At 59.0% G+C, this 17,273-nt stretch carries 17 protein-coding genes; 5 read left to right on the plus strand and 12 right to left on the minus strand.

Translation table 11 applies throughout. The features are described from left to right. Positions 1 to 97: 97 nt before the first annotated feature. Positions 98 to 1,444 carry a putative porin gene (locus CKW32_RS16005; protein WP_095185391.1) on the minus strand — a complete coding sequence of 449 codons (1,347 nt, stop codon included), beginning with the start codon at positions 1,442 to 1,444 and terminating at the stop codon, positions 98 to 100. A gap of 283 nt (positions 1,445 to 1,727) precedes the next feature. On the opposite strand from CKW32_RS16005, the gene CKW32_RS16010 reads away from it, so the two are divergent. Beyond that, entirely contained in the window at positions 1,728 to 2,852 is a 1,125-nt protein-coding gene (locus CKW32_RS16010) for a GNAT family N-acetyltransferase (RefSeq protein ID WP_095185392.1), read from the plus strand. 12 nt (positions 2,853 to 2,864) lie between these two features. On the opposite strand, the gene aqpZ is transcribed toward CKW32_RS16010, so the two are convergent. The 5 genes from aqpZ to CKW32_RS16035 form a co-directional block, all read right to left on the minus strand. Beyond that, positions 2,865 to 3,566, minus strand: coding sequence for an aquaporin Z (gene aqpZ / locus CKW32_RS16015; protein WP_032887707.1), 702 nt, complete (start codon positions 3,564 to 3,566; stop codon positions 2,865 to 2,867). A gap of 325 nt (positions 3,567 to 3,891) precedes the next feature. After that, entirely contained in the window at positions 3,892 to 5,724 is a 1,833-nt protein-coding gene (locus CKW32_RS16020) for an ABC transporter ATP-binding protein (RefSeq protein WP_095185393.1), read from the minus strand. An 81-nt stretch (positions 5,725 to 5,805) separates the two neighbouring features. Beyond that, the gene (locus CKW32_RS16025; protein ID WP_032887711.1) at positions 5,806 to 6,369 is read right to left on the minus strand and encodes a peptidylprolyl isomerase; all 564 of its coding nucleotides are present in this window, start codon (positions 6,367 to 6,369) and stop codon (positions 5,806 to 5,808) included. Positions 6,370 to 6,372: 3 nt separating this feature from the next. Further along, positions 6,373 to 7,176 (minus strand): alpha/beta fold hydrolase, encoded by an 804-nt coding sequence (locus CKW32_RS16030; protein ID WP_095185394.1) that lies wholly within the window; start codon positions 7,174 to 7,176, stop codon positions 6,373 to 6,375. Between the two features lie 14 nt (positions 7,177 to 7,190). Then, entirely contained in the window at positions 7,191 to 8,114 is a 924-nt protein-coding gene (locus CKW32_RS16035; RefSeq protein ID WP_032887714.1) for a LysR family transcriptional regulator, read from the minus strand. Positions 8,115 to 8,163: 49 nt separating this feature from the next. Between CKW32_RS16035 and CKW32_RS16040 the strand changes: the two genes are divergently transcribed. From CKW32_RS16040 to CKW32_RS16055, 4 genes are all read left to right on the plus strand, one after another. Beyond that, positions 8,164 to 8,478, plus strand: coding sequence for a hypothetical protein (locus CKW32_RS16040; RefSeq protein WP_032887716.1), 315 nt, complete (start codon positions 8,164 to 8,166; stop codon positions 8,476 to 8,478). Positions 8,479 to 8,629: 151 nt separating this feature from the next. Then, positions 8,630 to 9,232 (plus strand): FMN-dependent NADH-azoreductase, encoded by a 603-nt coding sequence (locus CKW32_RS16045; RefSeq protein ID WP_095185395.1) that lies wholly within the window; start codon positions 8,630 to 8,632, stop codon positions 9,230 to 9,232. A gap of 211 nt (positions 9,233 to 9,443) precedes the next feature. Then, on the plus strand, positions 9,444 to 10,319 hold the full coding sequence (locus tag CKW32_RS16050; protein ID WP_032887720.1) for a carboxylate/amino acid/amine transporter: 876 nt from the start codon (positions 9,444 to 9,446) through the stop codon (positions 10,317 to 10,319). A 68-nt stretch (positions 10,320 to 10,387) separates the two neighbouring features. Then, positions 10,388 to 10,804, plus strand: coding sequence for an Lrp/AsnC family transcriptional regulator (locus tag CKW32_RS16055; RefSeq protein ID WP_032887722.1), 417 nt, complete (start codon positions 10,388 to 10,390; stop codon positions 10,802 to 10,804). Positions 10,805 to 10,832: 28 nt separating this feature from the next. Here CKW32_RS16055 and CKW32_RS16060 read toward each other — a convergent pair whose 3' ends face one another. From CKW32_RS16060 to CKW32_RS16085, 6 genes are all read right to left on the minus strand, one after another. Then, positions 10,833 to 11,510, minus strand: a complete 678-nt coding sequence (locus tag CKW32_RS16060; protein WP_095185396.1) for a phenylalanine--tRNA ligase beta subunit-related protein — start codon at positions 11,508 to 11,510, stop codon at positions 10,833 to 10,835. Positions 11,511 to 11,514: 4 nt separating this feature from the next. Beyond that, the gene (locus CKW32_RS16065; RefSeq protein ID WP_095185397.1) at positions 11,515 to 12,732 is read right to left on the minus strand and encodes an ATP-grasp domain-containing protein; all 1,218 of its coding nucleotides are present in this window, start codon (positions 12,730 to 12,732) and stop codon (positions 11,515 to 11,517) included. Positions 12,733 to 12,744: 12 nt separating this feature from the next. Next, positions 12,745 to 13,926, minus strand: coding sequence for an MFS transporter (locus tag CKW32_RS16070; protein ID WP_095185398.1), 1,182 nt, complete (start codon positions 13,924 to 13,926; stop codon positions 12,745 to 12,747). Positions 13,927 to 13,931: 5 nt separating this feature from the next. After that, on the minus strand, positions 13,932 to 14,249 hold the full coding sequence (locus CKW32_RS16075; RefSeq protein WP_032887730.1) for a Rieske 2Fe-2S domain-containing protein: 318 nt from the start codon (positions 14,247 to 14,249) through the stop codon (positions 13,932 to 13,934). A 12-nt stretch (positions 14,250 to 14,261) separates the two neighbouring features. Then, positions 14,262 to 15,485, minus strand: a complete 1,224-nt coding sequence (locus CKW32_RS16080; RefSeq protein ID WP_241089592.1) for an iron-containing redox enzyme family protein — start codon at positions 15,483 to 15,485, stop codon at positions 14,262 to 14,264. Between the two features lie 391 nt (positions 15,486 to 15,876). Continuing rightward, the gene (locus tag CKW32_RS16085; protein WP_032887734.1) at positions 15,877 to 17,163 is read right to left on the minus strand and encodes a mechanosensitive ion channel family protein; all 1,287 of its coding nucleotides are present in this window, start codon (positions 17,161 to 17,163) and stop codon (positions 15,877 to 15,879) included. Between the last annotated feature and the right edge of the window lie 110 nt (positions 17,164 to 17,273).

A 17,273-nucleotide genomic window follows, 5' to 3' on the forward strand; every position in this document is an offset into this window, starting at 1 on the left:
GTGGCGTGATCGAACGGATGATGGGGATCGATCTCGCCACGCAAGGCTGTTGCAACCACCTCGGGCCGTCCTGGCCCAAGGCTTATTACACGTACTGTTAGAACTTGGCTTCTGCGTCCAACTGCAGGGTATTGGCATTGGCGTCGCGGTAACCTGCGACGCTGGCGTAGTCTGCCTTGGTCAGGAAGTAAGTCGCGCCGATGGCGAAGTTCTTGTCGATGTCGTAACCGACCTTGAACTTGTGACCCCGTGCACCGGTGAAGCCGCCGGCGAAGTCCGAGTCGGTGAGGGCACCCACCACCGCGTAACGCTGCACATCGCGGTAGTTGTAGTCCAGGTTCAGGCCAAACACCTTGGACTTGGCACCCAGCAACCAGGCTGTGTCCTTGTCTTTATCAGTGGCTTTGGTGTTTTGCACGTACTGGCCGTAGAACGACAACGGTACGGCCAGGCCGCCGATATCGATTTGGCTGAAGCCTTCGTACAGGCGGTATTCGCTGGCATTGCCGGCCGTGGTGTTCGCCACGGTTTCAGCCGGGGTCAGGCACTGGAAGGAACCGGCGGTCTGGCAGCGGCTGTCTTCGTCATTCTGGAACGCATAGACACTGCCGCCCAGCGTCAGCTTCAGGTTGTCGGTCAGGGTGAAACGCGAGCCCAACTGGCCGGCGGTCATGCGCAGGTCATTGCGAAATTGCACGCCGTCGCCATTGACGTTGTCTTTGAGGTTGTAGTTACCCAGGCTGCCGAACAGCTCGGCGCTGCTCCCCAGTGGGTATTTGTAGGTCAGGGCCAGACCTTCCGGGTTGATATCGCTATCCCAGATCACGTCGCCCATGCTGACCCACGGTTGCAGCATCTTGCCGCCGATCACGTGCAGGTTTTTGATCTGGTCCGGGTGGTAGTCGATGTAGCCCAGGTCCAGCCAGATCGACTTCTTGTTGAAGTAGCCATCCAGGTCCTGGTTGGTGGAGCGGGCGTCGTCGCTGCTACCGGTAGCAATGCGGATGCCGGTATCCACTTGTGGGTTGATTTCGGTGTAGGCACCCAGACGCGCGCGGATGCGCTCACGGTCCTTGTCCTTGCCGCCATTGTTGGGGGTGCCATCGATCTTGATGGTCTCGTGGCGGAAACGTACGTCACCCTTGAATTGTGTCTTGGCTGCCCAAGCCAGCTTCTGGTCGAAGCTGCTCAGCTCATTGGTTTTTTTCGCGGTGGCCGCGATCTGTTCGTTGCTCTCTTGCTGAGCTTGCCGGGCGATCTGCTGTTCTTTCTGGTCTTTGGCCAACTCGTTTTGCAGTTCGGTGTACTGCGAAGCGGTGATCTGGCCGTTGGCCTTGAGCATGTCGAGCAGTTTAGCGTCGACTGCAGCGCTGGCCGGAACGCTCAGGGCCAGTAACAGGCCGCCGCACAGGGCCGCCGCAGTTTTAGTGGAAGCAAGACGCATATCAATCTCCGAAAGTGAGGAGGGATGGCAAACCATCCAGGACACAACCGACCGATGACGGACGGAAAAATAGCCGACTGGTAGAACCAGGCGCTCTAAAAACAGGCGTCAGTATCGCGATGGTTTATGACGCAGCAGTGGCGAAGTGATGTCATCTGTGTGACAAATTCTTTTGCTTCGGAACTATTGTTTTAGAGCCTTGTCGGGCGATTTGAGGGTGTGTGAAACCTAGCGATAAGCGATACTCGCGGAGCTTTTACGCCCTGATGTAGTGAGGATGCCGATGCCGTTGCAACGCCTGCAAAGCTTGTCCGAAATAGCCTCGCAGACCTGGGATGCCTTGGTGCCTCAGGCCCAACCGTTCGTGCGGCACGCGTTCCTGAGCGCCCTCGAAGACAGCGGCAGCGTCGGCCCGCACTCCGGCTGGCAGCCGGAGCATTTACTGCACTGGGAAGGTGATCGGCTGGTGGCGGCACTGCCGGGTTATCGTAAGTGGCATTCTTATGGCGAATACGTGTTCGATCACGGCTGGGCCGATGCCTGCGAGCGGGCCGGTATCGAGTACTACCCCAAATTGCTGACAGCTGTACCGTTCAGTCCGGTCAGTGGCCCGCGCCTGTTGGCGGCCAACGCACAGGATGGTTTCGAATTGCTCAACAGCCTGCCGGGCTACCTGGAAATCGAAGGGCTCTCCAGTGCGCATATCAACTTTACCGATGCCTTGGCCGATGAGGCCTTAGCCCTGCAACCGGGCTGGATGCAGCGCCTGGGCTGCCAGTTTCATTGGCAGAACCGTGGCTACCGTGACTTCCAGGATTTCCTCGACGCCCTGAGTTCACGCAAGCGCAAGCAGATGCGCAAAGAGCGTGAGCAAGTGGCGGGGCAGGGTATCGACTTCGAATGGTTGCAGGGCCATGAGTTGAGCGAGGCGCAGTGGGATTTTGTCTACGCCTGCTACGCCAACACCTACGCGGTGCGCCGCCAATCGCCCTACCTGACCCGCGCGTTTTTCAGCCTGCTGGCCGAACGTATGCCCGAGGCAATCCGGGTGGTGCTGGCCAAACAAGGCGCGCGGCCGGTGGCCATGGCCTTCAGCCTGATCGGCGGTGACAGCTTCTACGGCCGCTACTGGGGTTGCCTGGCGGAGTTCGACCGCTTGCATTTCGAAACCTGTTTCTACCAGGGCATGGACTACGCCATTGCCCACGGCGTGCAACGCTTCGACGCTGGCGCCCAGGGCGAGCATAAATTGATTCGCGGGTTTGAGCCGGTGATCACCCACTCATGGCATTACTTGCGCCATCCAGGGTTGAAGAATGCCGTGGAGGATTTTCTTGAGCGTGAGCGGGTAGGGATTCTGGCGTATGCCGAAGAGGCGAGGGCGGCCCTGCCTTATCGGCAGGGCTGACCCCCGCTGGTTTCAGGCTGAGTCCTCCCTGCCCAGCCACCGATAGGTAACACCGCCGATGACCGCACCGAGGATCGGCGCGAGCCAGAACATCCACAATTGCTGGATCGCCCACCCACCCACGATCAGTGCCGGCCCGGTACTGCGAGCCGGGTTGACTGAGGTGTTGGTGACAGGGATGGAGATCAAGTGGATCAAGGTGAGCGCCAGGCCAATGGCAATGGGCGCGAGGCCCTTAGGGGCGCGGTGGTCGGTGGCGCCGAGGATGATCAGCACGAACATGGCCGTCATCACCAGCTCGCACACCAACCCCGCCGCCATCGAATAACCGCCCGGCGAATGCTCGCCATAGCCGTTGGAGGCCAGCCCGCCGGCCAATTCAAAGCCAGGCTTGCCGCTGGCGATGAAGTACAACAATGCGGCGGCGACTACCCCGCCAATGACTTGGGCCACGATGTACGCCGGTAACTCCCTGGCCGGAAACCTCCCGCCCACTACCAGCCCCACCGATACCGCCGGGTTGAGGTGACAACCGCTGATATGCCCAATGGCAAACGCCATGGTCAGCACCGTGAGCCCGAACGCCAGGGACACGCCCAACAACCCGATCCCGACAGCAGGAAACGCGGCGGCCAACACCGCACTCCCGCAACCGCCCAACACCAGCCAAAACGTACCCAGCCCCTCTGTGACTGAACGCTTGAACAAAGACATGCAGCACGTCCTTGATAGATCACTCTACCGAATCAGTAAATCAATGATGCTCCCTGCAGATTTACTTCAGCGCCCGTCTGGGCACTGCACTCAGTACAGCACGGTTTTTACACAAATCCAGGCGATGAAAAAGCGCCAAAGGGCTGTGGGCGTTGGCGCGAACTGCACATTCTACTGAGGGGCTGGCTACTGAATGGCTGTGAGCAAATGTGGGACAGGGCTTGCCCCCGATAGCCGTGTGTCAGTCACCGATGCAGCAACTGACACACCCTCATCGGGGACAAGCCCCCTCCCACAATTTGAACGGTGTATAGGATTGAAATCCTCAGTCGATTCCGACAAACCCGCCCGTCTGGTGCTGCCACAACCGCGCATACAAGCCCTTATGGGCCAGCAACTCGGCATGGCTGCCGCTTTCGGCAATCTGGCCTTTCTCCAGCACCACCAAGCGATCCATCCGCGCAATCGTAGACAAGCGGTGTGCAATCGCAATCACGGTCTTGCCTTTCATCAGGGTTTCCAGGCTTTCCTGAATCGCCGCTTCCACTTCCGAGTCCAGGGCCGAAGTGGCTTCGTCCATGATCAGGATCGGCGCATCTTTGAGAAGCACGCGTGCGATGGCAATACGCTGACGTTGGCCACCGGAGAGTTTCACCCCGCGTTCGCCCACGTGTGCATCCAGCCCGGTGCGGCCTTCGGAGTCTGACAGCAGTGGGATGAACTCATCGGCGCGAGCCTTGTGCACGGCGGCCCAGAGCTCTTCGTCGGTGGCGTCGGGCTTGCCGTACAGCAGGTTGTCGCGGATCGAACGGTGCAGCAGCGAGGTGTCCTGCGTGATCATGCCGATTTGGGCGCGCAGGGATTCCTGGGCGACCTCGGCTATGTTCTGGCCATCGATCAGGATGCGCCCGCCTTGCAGGTCGTACAGACGCAGCAGCAGGTTGACCAGGGTTGATTTGCCCGCCCCGGACGGGCCGATCAGGCCGATCTTTTCACCGGCCTTGATCTCAAGGTTCAGGCCGCCAATGATCCCGCTCTGTTTGCCGTAGTGGAAATCCACCTGCTCAAAGCGTACTTCGCCACGGGGCACCGTCAGGCGCGGCGCGTTGTCGCGGTCAATCACCGCCAATGGCTGAGCGATGGTCTTGAGACCGTCCTGCACCATGCCGATGTTTTCGAAGATGCCGTTGACCACCCACATGATCCAGCCGGACATGTTGACGATGCGGATCACCAGACCGGTGGCCAGGGCAATCGCGCCCACGGAAATCAGCGACTGGGTCCATAGCCACAGGGCGAGGCCGGTGGTGGTGACAATCAGCAGGCCGTTCATGGTGGTGATCACGATGTCCATGCTGGTCACCACGCGGCTGGCCAACTGGGTTTTTTCGGTCTGCTCGATGATCGCTTCCTTGGCGTACTCCTGTTCGGATTGGGTATGGGCGAACAGCTTCAAGGTGGTGATGTTGGTGTAGCCGTCGACGATGCGGCCCATCAGTTTGGAGCGCGCCTCGGAGGAAATCACCGAGCGCTCCTTCACCCGTGGCACGAAGTAACGCAGTGCCAGGCTGTAGGCGATGATCCAGGTCACCAGCGGGATCATCAGGCGCCAGTCGGCCTCAGCGAACAGCACCAGCGAACTGATGGCGTAGATCGCCACGTGCCAGATCGCATCCACCGCCGCCACGGCGGAGTCGCGCAGGGAGTTGCCGGTCTGCATGATGCGTTGGGCGATACGACCGGCGAAGTCATTCTGGAAGAAGTTGAGGCTCTGTTTGAGCACATAGCTGTGGTTCTGCCAGCGAATCAGGCTGGTCATCCCGGGGCTGATAGTCTGATGCACCAGCAAGTCATGCAGTGCGCCGAAGATCGGGCGCAGCAACAGGGCGACCACGGCCATCCAGATCAGCTCGGTGCTGTGGACCTGGAAGAAGTCAGCGGGCGGGGTGCCTTGGGCGAGGTCGATGATGCGGCTCAGGTAGCTGAACAGCGCGACTTCGATCAGCGCACCGATCAGTCCCACTACCAGCAAGGCGGCAAAGTGCGGCCACACCTGGCGCAGGTAGTAGAGGTAGAAGGGCAGGACTTTATCGGGAGGGGCTTCGCTGGGTGCGTCGCGGAAAATATCGATCAGTTGTTCAAAACGACGATAGAGCATTGAGTATGACGCCCGCTGTGCGGGCTCTCCTTTCAAATGCGCGCGCCGCCTTGTGGGCCGCGCGCGGAACTACCTGCTACCTCAGTCGATGCGCTTGGCCGACTTGATGTACACAGGATCGATTGGCACGTTCTGCATGCCCTGCTTGGTGGTGGTTTGCGAGTTGACGATCACATCAACCACGTCCATGCCCTTGACCACTTTGGCGAACACGGCATAACCGGCATCGCGACCCGGATCGAGGAAGGCGTTGTCAGCCACGTTGATGAAGAACTGGCTGGTCGCCGAGTTCGGGTCATTGGTGCGCGCCATGGACAAGGTGCCACGCACGTTATGCAGGCCGTTGCTGGCTTCGTTCTTGATCGGTGCTTCGGTCGGCTTTTGCGACATCGACTGGGTAAAACCGCCACCCTGGACCATGAAGCCCGGGATCACACGGTGGAAAATCGTGTTGGTGTAAAAACCCTTGTCGACATAGGCCAGGAAGTTCTTGGTACTGATCGGCGCCTTGACCGGGTCCAATTCGATTTCAATGTCGCCGTTGGTGGTGGAGATCAATACGTGTGGCGCCTTGGCGGGTTCGGCCGCCATCAGGTTGGCAGCGAACAGAACGGAACCGGCAAAGAAGGCGATTTTTTTCAGCATGGGTCAGTGATCCTGGGTAGTGGTTTCGACTGTCTCTAGAAAATCGAGCAGGGTGGTATTAAAGACTTCGGGTTGGTCCAAGGGCGTGGCGTGGCGGGAATCCTTGATCACCACCAGCCGCGCATCGGGCAGCAGTTTTACATAGTTTTCTTTCTGGGCCACGGGGGTGTAGTCGTGGTCGGCGCTGATGACCAGGGTTGGACAGGTAATCCTCGAAAGTCGTTCCTGCACGCCCCAGCCCACAATCGCATCGAAGCTGGCGAGATAAGCACGTTTGTCGTTTTTTGCCCAGCGTTCGGCCATCTTGCGGCGCAGGTCGGTCTGCGCGGGTTTGGGGAACAGCCGGTCGCCGAGGGCCTTGCCGATGGTGGCCAGGCTGAGCACGCGGGCCAGCGTCCAGCGCTTGGCCCACTGCCAATAGTCATCGGCACTGCGCACCTTGACCTCGGGTGCGCTGTTGACGATGCACAGGCTTCTGACCAACGTAGGTTCATCCACGGCTAACTGGAAAGCGATCATGCCGCCCATGGACAGGCCCACCACATGAGCGGCAGGCAGGTTCAGGTGCTCGAACAGCGCCACCACGTCATGGGTGAACCCTGGGATGCTGTAACGCTCACGCGGTTTGTCTGAGCGACCATGACCGCGTACGTCCACCACGATCACCCGGTAGTGCCTGGACAGTACCGGAATCTGCAATTCCCAATCCTGGCTGCTGGAGCCCAGGCCGTGGATCAGCACCAGCGGTGTGCCGTGGCCGTATTCCTCGTAGTGCAGGCTGCATCCTTCGTGGTCGAACCAGGCCATGGATGAACTCCGTTTCAGGCTTGTTGGGGGGCGGCGAAAGGTGCGTCCAGGGGCGCCGTGTCAAACGTGCGCAGTAACTCCACGAGGATCTGCGTCGCTGGCCCCAGGGGTTTGTCCTTGTTCGAGTACAGGTAGAACGCGGGGTGACGGCTGCCGCCCTGTTCCAAGGGTAGTTGCTTGAGCACGCCCTCGGCGAGTTCGCGTTCGATCATGTGCCGCGGCAGCCAGGCGAAGCCCAGGCCGCTGCCGACAAAGGCGGCCGCGGTGGCCAGGCTGCCGACGGTCCAGCGTTGTTCGGCGCCGAGCCAGCCCACATCCCGTGGCTGCTGGCGGCCGGAGTCGCGGATCACCACTTGCATCTGGCTTTCCAGGTCCTGGAAGCTCAGCTCGCGATTCATACGGTGCAGCGGATGCTCGGGGTGGGCCACGGCGACGAATTCCACGTCGCTCATTTCCGTGCCCAGGTAACCGGGGATGCTGAAGCCGCAGATCGCCAGGTCGGCCACGCCTTCGATCAACAACTCTTCAACACCGGACAACACCTCTTCACGCAGGCGCACGCGGCAACCACGGCTTTGCGGCATAAAGGCCGTGAGGGCGCGCACCAGGCGGGCGTTGGGGTAGGCAGCGTCCACGACCAGCCGCACTTCGGCTTCCCAGCCCTGTTCCATATGGTGGGCGAGGTCTTCCAGCTGACTGGCGTTTTTCACCAGTTGCCGGGAGCGGCGCAACAGCACTTCACCGGCGTCAGTGAGCACGGCTTTGCGTCCGTCGATGCGCAGCAGCGGCACGCCAAGCTGGTCTTGCATACGGGCCACGGTGTAGCTCACCGAAGACTGCGAACGGTGCAGCGCTTCGGCCGCCTGGGCGAAGCCGCCATGGTCGACCACGGCTTGCAGCGTGCGCCATTGATCGAGGGTAACGCGGGGCGCTTTCAAGATAGGTTCCTCTTGTCCTAAGCTGGCGGTCCTTATTGGAGACTGCCGAATGAGAAAATTTTGTTATGTGCTGTTGGCCCTGCTGCCGATGAGCGCGTTTGCGTACCCCATCGACGTGACAAAAAAGATCAGTGGCGTGAGCGTGGACTACACCGCCTCAGACGTGGACGGCGACATCAGTTCGATTCAACTAAACAACTACGGCACCAACGATGCCTTGTGCTCGGTAGTCTTCACCAATGGCCCGGAGGCCCCCCGCCGACGCACGGTCTCGGTGCCGGCAGGCAAAAGCACCAACACCACGGTCAAGTTCAACCGCGCCATTATCAAGATGCGGATTGCCTTGGACTGCGCGCCAAAATAAAGGGGTAGCGGAGCATGTCTACAGGAATACTCCGCATATCAACAAATTTCTAGATGGGTTATAGCAGTTTTTTGCGCTTTTTTATCGAATGAGCCATGGTTAATCTTTTCTCCATCGACTAACAGCATTTACAGATGGAGCCTACGAAGCCATGTCCAACGTTCTGATCATCGAAAGCAGCGCCCGCCAACAGGACTCGATCTCCCGTCAACTGACCCAGCAGTTCATCAGCCAATGGCAGGCCGCCCACCCGGCAGATCAGATCACCGTGCGCGACGTGGCCCTCAACCCGGTGCCACACCTGGACGCCAACCTCCTTGGCGGCTGGATGAAACCTGCGGATCAGCGCAACGACAGCGAGCAGGTGTCCCTTAACCGCTCCAACGAATTGACCGACGAACTGCTCGCCGCCGACGTACTGGTGATGGCCGCGCCGATGTACAACTTCGCCATCCCCAGCACCCTCAAGGCCTGGCTGGATCACGTGTTACGCGCTGGTGTGACCTTCAAGTACACCCCCACCGGCCCCCAGGGTCTGTTGACCGGCAAGCGTGCCATTGTCCTGACCGCGCGCGGCGGCATCCACACCGGCGCCAGCTCCGATCACCAGGAACCGTACCTGCGCCAGGTCATGGGGTTTATCGGGATTCATGACGTCACCTTTATTCACGCCGAAGGGGTGAACCTGAGCGGTGACTTCCAGGAAAAGGGCATCAACCACGCCAAGGCCCTGCTGGTGCAGCTCGTGGCATGAGCCGCTTGATCCTTTAATCGTCAGATAATCGCGCGGTGTTTATATCGCTCCACGCAAACCCTTCAAGTACGCGTACGAACCTCCCTTTGCACTTGTTGCTCCTAAGTGCTCCTGCCCGACTGACGCTTTAGCGAGGTCGGGTTTTTTTTGCCCTGAGTTTCTTCAAACCCTGAAAACCTTTAATGTCGCGCCCATTCGAAGCGAGGCACACATGGGCTATCTACTGGTTGTCACCCTGATTCAGGCATTTTCCTTCAGTCTGATCGGCGAATACCTCGCCGGTCATGTGGACAGTTACTTCGCCGTGCTGGTGCGCGTCGTGCTGGCCGGTCTGGTTTTTATCCCGCTGACCCGCTGGCGCTCGGTAGAGCCGGCCTTCATGCGAGGCATGCTGGTGATCGGCGCGCTGCAGTTTGGCGTGACCTACGTGTGCCTGTACCTGAGTTTTCGCGTGCTCACGGTGCCGGAGGTGTTGCTGTTCACCATCCTCACGCCGTTGCACGTGACGCTTATCGAAGATGCGCTTAACCGGCGGTTCAATCCCTGGGCCTTGGTCGCCGCCTTGGTGGCAGTGGCGGGGGCGGCGGTGATTCGTTTCGATCAGATCACGCCTCACTTCCTGATGGGCTTCCTGCTGCTGCAACTGGCCAACTTCACCTACGCCGCCGGGCAAGTGATGTACAAGCACCTGGTAGCGCGTTATCCGAGTGACCTGCCGCACTACCGGCGCTTCGGTTACTTCTACCTCGGTGCGTTGCTGGTGGTGTTGCCGGCGTTCCTGCTGTTCGCCAAGGCCGACTTTCTCCCGCAAGCGCCGCTGCAATGGGGTGTGTTGGTGTTCCTCGGGCTGGTCAGCACGGCGCTGGGCATGTACTGGTGGAACAAGGGCGCGTGTTTGGTGCATGGCGGCACGCTGGCGGTGATGAACAATCTGCATGTACCAGTGGGGTTGTTGCTGAACCTGCTGATCTGGAACCAACACGAACCCCTGGGCCGCCTGGCGTTGGGTGGGTTGGTGATTCTCGGGGCGGTGTGGATCAGTCGGTTGGGCATAAAGCCTGCGCCTGGCGTAAAGTCTGCGACGTGATGGCCCCAAGGCATGCGTGAGCGGCAATGAAAGTCTGTTATAGAAAAGAACGGTGTGGGGGCGGCAGAGTGGACAAGATTGATGAACTGATCATTGCAGCCTTGAAGGACGACTCCCGGGTCAGCCTGGCGCAATTGGCGCGGCAAGTTCATAAGTCGCGAACAGCGGTGGAGTCGCGTGTCCAGAAGTTGATTGAAAAGGGCATCATCCTAGGCTTCACCATCAACGTAGCCGAGGGCGATGAGACCCTGCAAGCGGCGTTCTTGATGCTGACGCTCAATGGCAGCAACTGCCACCTGGTGTTTCCGAAGATCCAGCAGTTCAGCCAAGTGGTGCACGCCTACTCACTGTTTGGCGACGTGGACATGATGCTCGACGTTCGCTACAGGAGCTTTGAAGAACTGATGGTCTTCAAGGAAAGCCTGCTGAACATCGAGCATGTGAAGGAAGTCGTGGTCAACCCCGTGCTGAAGGCCTGGCGCTAGGCGCCGGCCGTTTCTTCAACGCGTGGCTTCAGGCGTGATCGCGAACCGTTTCAAGGAAGTGATGGCTCAGGTTCGGCATTTTCTGACGAAGCGTGTCCACCAGCTCTTCGATGACGCCCTGGTTGAATTGAAGCGACGTGTCGTCATGCCCCAGGATCACCACCAGAAGCCTTGACGAGTCCTTCGTCAGCCGGAAGTCATGGGCGTCGGCGTCAACCTTGCCGATGCTCGCCAACGGCACATCCCCGCAGGTATAGACGATATCGCCAATGGGAATGGTGATGGCCTTCTTGGCGAACAGTGGGCGTAGAACCCTTGGTTTGTCCGAGCGCATCACGTAGATGTCATCTTTCTGATGATAGGTGTGCACACCGATGCTGACCCCGTGGCGGATCGAGACTGCGTTATAGGCGTCAACGATGTTGTTGATGGGGTATACGCCCTTGGCGATGAAACGCCGCAGCAGCTTTTCGTTGGCGCTGACGGTGTTTTCGTAGCCGAGTTTTTTGAGCTGCTTGGCAAATCCTTCATACACGATGTTCGAGTCCAGCTCATTGAGGCGGGATGCGACGTGGTTCAGGTTGCTCTGCAACACTCCGACGAAGCTTTGGTCGTCTGAAACGGTGATGTCTTCGATAACCGCGGCGCACGCATTATTGATGCCCAGCTCACAGGCTGATTTTTTGATGATCAAGCGACTTTGCATAACCTTAGCCCCAGAGTAGTTTTCGAAGGTTCGCGGTACTGGTGTCCAGTTGCAGCGCCGAAGGACTCTGTAGCCAGAACAGCCCCGGACAGGTGGCGAAGTCGATTGTGACCGGCGTGGTATGACCGGGAGCGATGAAGTACCGGTGGCCGCAATAGGCCTCGTCCGCTTGCGCACTCTGGAGGGCCTGGGGAGAGGGAGGATCGAAGGTGCGTTGTGTGTCGGAGCAGAAGAAACCGATCCGGCCATGGCTGATCTGGCTCGCTGCATCAGCCTGTGGGCGTGGGTGGCCGAGGTAGCTGTCGATCGACAGCGACAGCAAGTCGGGGTGATAGACCTGTTGAAACAGAAGGGGCGCGATGCCGCCGTGCAAGCGACCTCCGGCTTCAATCATCACCGGCCCGGCATCGGACCAAATGATCTCCATATGAATCGGCCCGACCCGCACGCCGAGCGCCGCGGCTGCCTGGCGGGCGTAATCGGTCAGCGGTTGCAGGTGCGCAGCCTGGGGATCAAGCGTGTCCAGGCTTTCGTAGACAAACATGCTGCCGTTCTTCTGGATCTTGCTGTACTTGCAGACACTGGCAATGATGTACGTGCCGTTGAAGGCGACCATATCCACCACGTACTCCGGCCCCGCGATAAACGACTGCACGATAAACCCCAGGTTGACCTCACCCAGGTCATTCTTCTGCTGCCAGGCCGCATTTCTCAACGCGGTTTCTGCTTCGCCTTTGCCCTGGGCAAACACCACGCCTTCGGTGGCGGCCGAATTCAGCGGCTTGACCACATAGGTGGCCGACTCTTCCAGCTTGGCCACCACTTCGCCAATGCGGCTTGGCGAGCTCAACAGGTGCGAGTCGATGTGCGCCAACTGGTGTTTTTTCAGCGCCTGCTGCATGGAGAATTTGTTGCGCCGCAGGTCGCTGGTGATACGGCTGTTACCCGGAATGCTGAGCAACTCCGTCAGGTAGTCCGTGAGGTAGATGGCGGTTTCGCAACCGGCGATTACTGCGCTCAAAGACAACGTTTCCAGGGTGATCAGCAGGCTCTCTTCCCAGTGATACACCTCATGGAAATTCTCAGCGACCAGGTCGTTGGTGAAGTGTTCGGGCAAGGCGCGTGTGGAGATCACGGCGATGCACCGTATGCCCTGCGCGTTGAGCAGGGGCGCATAGAGCTTGCCCGTGGAGAATGGGTCAACAATCAGTACGGTTTTCACGTCGTGCAATCCTTATTCCGTGGTGGCGGCAGGCGAGGCTGCAGGGGTCAGGTTCCACGCCAGTACGGCAGTGGCCAACAGGCCGGCGGAGACGATCATCAACAGCCGTGCGCCTTCGAGTCCGAGAAAGCCCGAGGTGGTAAAGAACGTCAGGATCATCGGTGCCGAGCCACTGACCAGCAGGTAGTAGAGCGAGCTTTTCGCGGCGATGACGTCGGCTACCCGGTCGTTGGGCGCCGATTCGATCAGGGTTTTACGCAGTTGGATCCGCAGGCTGTTGATGCAAAAGCCCAGCAGGAACGCAGCGGCCATCATCACGTAGAGATTCTGGAAGTAGACGATTGCCACGTCCGCCAGAATCACCAGTGCGATCGCCCCATAGCTGTTGAGCTTGATACGCGGAAGCACGGCGGCGCTGAAGGCCCCCAGGCCGGCCAGGCCACTGGCGACGCCAAACAGGGTGGCGTTCCACTCATTGAGCTTTTGAAAAACGATAGGCACCAGGCTGTTGAACGCGCCGATATGGAAGCCGATCATGCTCAACACAATGATCAGAATGTAGAGGTTGCGCGGCAGGTCCAGCGGCGCGGCGGCGGTGGAGGCTGCGGTCTGATCGGTGCCGTGTGCGCTGGGGCTGTCGGCCACCAGGTAGACGCCCGCCAGTGACACAATCGCCGCCAGGCTGATGATTTGCAGCGTCTCGTTGACCGAGAACACATCCACGATCAAACCGCCCAGGAGCGCGCCGCCGAAGGCACCGATCTGGATGGAGGTTTGCATCAACCGCGCGCAGGTATCGCTGTCGGTGAGGCCTGCCAGCACCAGCTTGGTGTTTTTCGATTCCAGGGTACTGATGGTGAAGTAGTCGGTGACGCCCACCACAAACGCGATCGCCAGGAAGCCGATCGGCAGCAAGGCGGCCTGGGTAAACGACAATCCCAGGACGGCGGCGAACGCAGCCAGGCGTATGTACAGCAGCCGTTTCAGGCTGAGTTCAATGGTGAAGAACTTGCCGATGTACTGTTCACATAAATAGGGCACCACGGTCGCTACACACAAGGTGGCGCCTACTAGGAATGTGGACCCGGTGGTCTCAAGGCCAAACCAGACCATCGCGATCACAATCGCCATGTCGAGGCCGGTGAAGAGGGTCACGATTGAATAGAACGCGGTCAGTGTCGAATTAGTCTTCATGGGCTTCATCCGTCGTAACGGGAGAGTTTAAGTAGCGGCACGCACCGTTCGGTGTCGCCGACCACGGTGCTGATCTGGTTTCTGACGCGCACGGTGGGCAGCGCCTTCTTTTCCAGGTTGCAGACCTTGTAGGCGTTGTCGTGCCAGGGACAGATCACGCTTTGGCCGTCGCCCGTCACTTCGCCCATGTGCAGTGGGCCGCCACGATGGGGGCACGAGGTGGGCAGCAATTGCGTCGAATACGCGTGACGCTTCAGAAAATAGGTTCTGTCCTCCACGGCCACGTAATGGGCGTGGGTGATATTCAGGCTGATGGCTTTCATTGGGTGGCCCATTCAGATGGCGGTGACGGTGTACGTGCAGGACGGACTGACGATGCGCGTGCCATGGAGCATTCCCTTGGGAATCACGACGCCTTCGCCGGCGATGAGGCGCACAGTCAATTCGGGGCTGGCGACAAACTCCAGCTCGCCGGATTCGACCCAGAACAGTTCGTCATTGGGGTGGGTGTGCAGCACCGAGAGCTCGTGTTCAGCCTCGGTGATTCGCAGGTCCACCGGCTTTTGGCCCTGAAGCTGCGAAGCCTTGGCGCGATGTTCATCCAGCTCGTCGTGCCATTTGATATGGGCATACAGTTCTTCGTCGGCGATGTCCTGAAGGAGCTTGAACTCTTCAAAGCCGCGGATAAGGTCGGGGATGATCTTGGTGCCGAACTGCTTGATCATGGGAATGATCAGGCGCTGAAGTGCCATTCTGCCGTGGTGCACATCGATATGAGCATGCTCATCGAAGTAGGCAGTGGAGACCTGGCCATCGAAGATGGTCTTGATCGCACGGGACTGGTGCTTGGTCGTCAGCGCCAGCGTGGCTTCGGTGTAGTACATGGCGCCGATGTAGCGGAACAGTTCGCCGTGGTTGGCCGACACATAGTGGAAATAGTTGGTCAGCGACAGCGACGCCGGCGTGTAGAACTGCCAGTAATGGTGCACGTGGTGTGACATGTCCATGTCCTGGAGCATGTCTTCAAAGATGGTGCTGTGCTTCTTTTTGTCGACGCCGTAGCCATACTCGTCGATCAGGATCTTGAACAATTCGCTGGTGTACACACCGCAGTTACCCAGAACATTGCGCGCCATGGCCGAGGCTTCACTGAGGAAATCCCCTGCGCATTGGGTCATGAAAAAACGCGCGGCACGCTGGGGGTTGCGGCTGGTGGTCAGCACCTCATGCAGTTTGGAGTCGGCTTGGGCTACATCATCCAAGACTTTATCGGTGTGGGCGACAAAAGAGTCCAGGCACCAAGGACCATTGATGTGCACTTCTTCCTTAAGCCAGTTGTATAAGTAGTGTTCCAGTAACGGGCGGATCTTTTTGCCACTGGCGGCATGTTGGGGGTCATAGAACTGTTTGAAAGCCTTTAAGTCGAGTTCTAATGGCGGCTTGGGCAAGAAGACTAAGTCTTGCTCGTAGATATTCAATAACAAGCGTTGTGCCAACAAATGCTGACTGTCTGAAAGTTGGTCGCTGGTCAGGCTGGTGGTGATGATCGAGTCGGTCACGTCCTGCGGCCTGGAAGGTCGCTGATAGGGACTAGTGGTATAAAAATCGCGAGGTTGAGCAAAGGCACTAGCACCACAATAGTGGGTCAACGCTTCGGCATTCGAAGTTAATACAAAGTCTGCCGCATTATCAGAAAGCTGAGTTGTCCATAACATGAGGGATGGCCTTTATCTGGCGTTGTTTGATGGCCAAATGCTAAGGCGTTGGTTTTTTTAAAAACAGATTAGAAATAGTGCGCACAAGTAGTGAAAATCACTAAAGGCGTAGGAGAAATTTTCTTTATTGTTTGCGTCAGTTGATTATTCGGTCGCAGCGGCTACACATAGTTGCCGGCGCTTAGGGGGATATTGCGCCGGCGAGGCGCGTATTTTCACCTCGCCGGCTTCGGGCTCACTGCAGGGCTGGCGTGCTCTGGGGGCTGGGTGTCAGCGCCAGAATTCCTGCCCGTAGATCGGTGCCACTCGGTTGCTGGTACAGACTCAGTCCAAACTCCGGCAACACCGCCAGCAGGTAATCGAAGATGTCCCCCTGGATGCGCTCGTAATCGGCCCACGCCGTGGTGCGGGTGAAGCAGTAGATCTCCAGCGGCACGCCCTGAGCCGTGGTTTGCATCTGGCGCACCATGCAGGTCATGTTCGGCTGGATGTCCGGATGGCTTTTCAGGTAGGCCAGGGCATAGGCGCGGAAGGTGCCGAGGTTGGTCATTCGGCGACGGTTGGCCAGCAGTTGTGCGCTGTGTCCTTGGGCTTCATTCCAGGCCTTGAGCTCTGCCTGCTTGCGCCCGATGTAGTCGGTGAGCAGGTGCACCTGGGTCATGCGCACCTCTTCGTCATCGCGCAGGAAACGCACGCCGCTGGCGTCGATGAACAGGCTGCGCTTGATCCGACGCCCGCCGGAGGCTTGCATGCCGCGCCAGTTCTTGAACGACTCGGACATCAGGCGCCAGGTAGGAATGGAGACGATGGTCTTGTCGAAATTCTGCACCTTGACCGTGTGCAGAGTGATGTCCACCACGTCGCCGTCGGCGCCGACCTGGGGCATTTCGATCCAGTCACCGACTCGCAGCATGTCGTTGCTGGTGAGCTGCACGCTGGCGACGAACGACAGTAGCGTGTCCTTGTACACCAACAGAATCACCGCCGACATCGCACCCAAACCTGACAGCAGCAACAGCGGCGAGCGGTCAATCAGGGTGGCGACGATGATGATCGCGCCGAACACGAACAGCACCATCTTCGCCAACTGCACGTAACCCTTGATTGAGCGGGTGCGTGCGTGTTCGGTGCGGGCATAGATGTCCAGCAGGGCATTGAGCAGGGCGCTCATGGCCAGGACCAGGAACAGGATGGAGATGGCCAGTGCCACGTTGCCGATGAACAGAATTGCGGTTTTGCTCAAGTCCGGCACCAGGTACAGGCCGAACTGGATCACCAGGGACGGCGTCATTTGCGCCAGGCGGTGGAAGACTTTGTTGTGCCGCAGATCATTGAGCCAGTGCAGCGACGGTTGGCGGCCGAGCAATTTGACGGCGTGCAGGGTGAGGTATCGCGCTACCCGTCCGAGCAGCAGGGCCACCACCAGCAACACCATAAAACCAAGGCTGGCATGCAGCACCGGGTGTTGGTCGAGGGCGCCCCATAGGTCTTGGACGTTGAGCCAAAGCTGTTTGATATCCATGGGTGAAACCGATTCCTCTGTAAGACAAGACGGCGCGATTAGAGCATCTAAGTGCGACAAAGTTGACGTTGTAGACAAATGCCCTGACAAAAAAGCACCTGATTCGCACC

It is taken from the genome of Pseudomonas sp. Irchel 3H9, assembly GCF_900187495.1.
GTDB lineage: Bacteria > Pseudomonadota > Gammaproteobacteria > Pseudomonadales > Pseudomonadaceae > Aquipseudomonas > Aquipseudomonas sivasensis.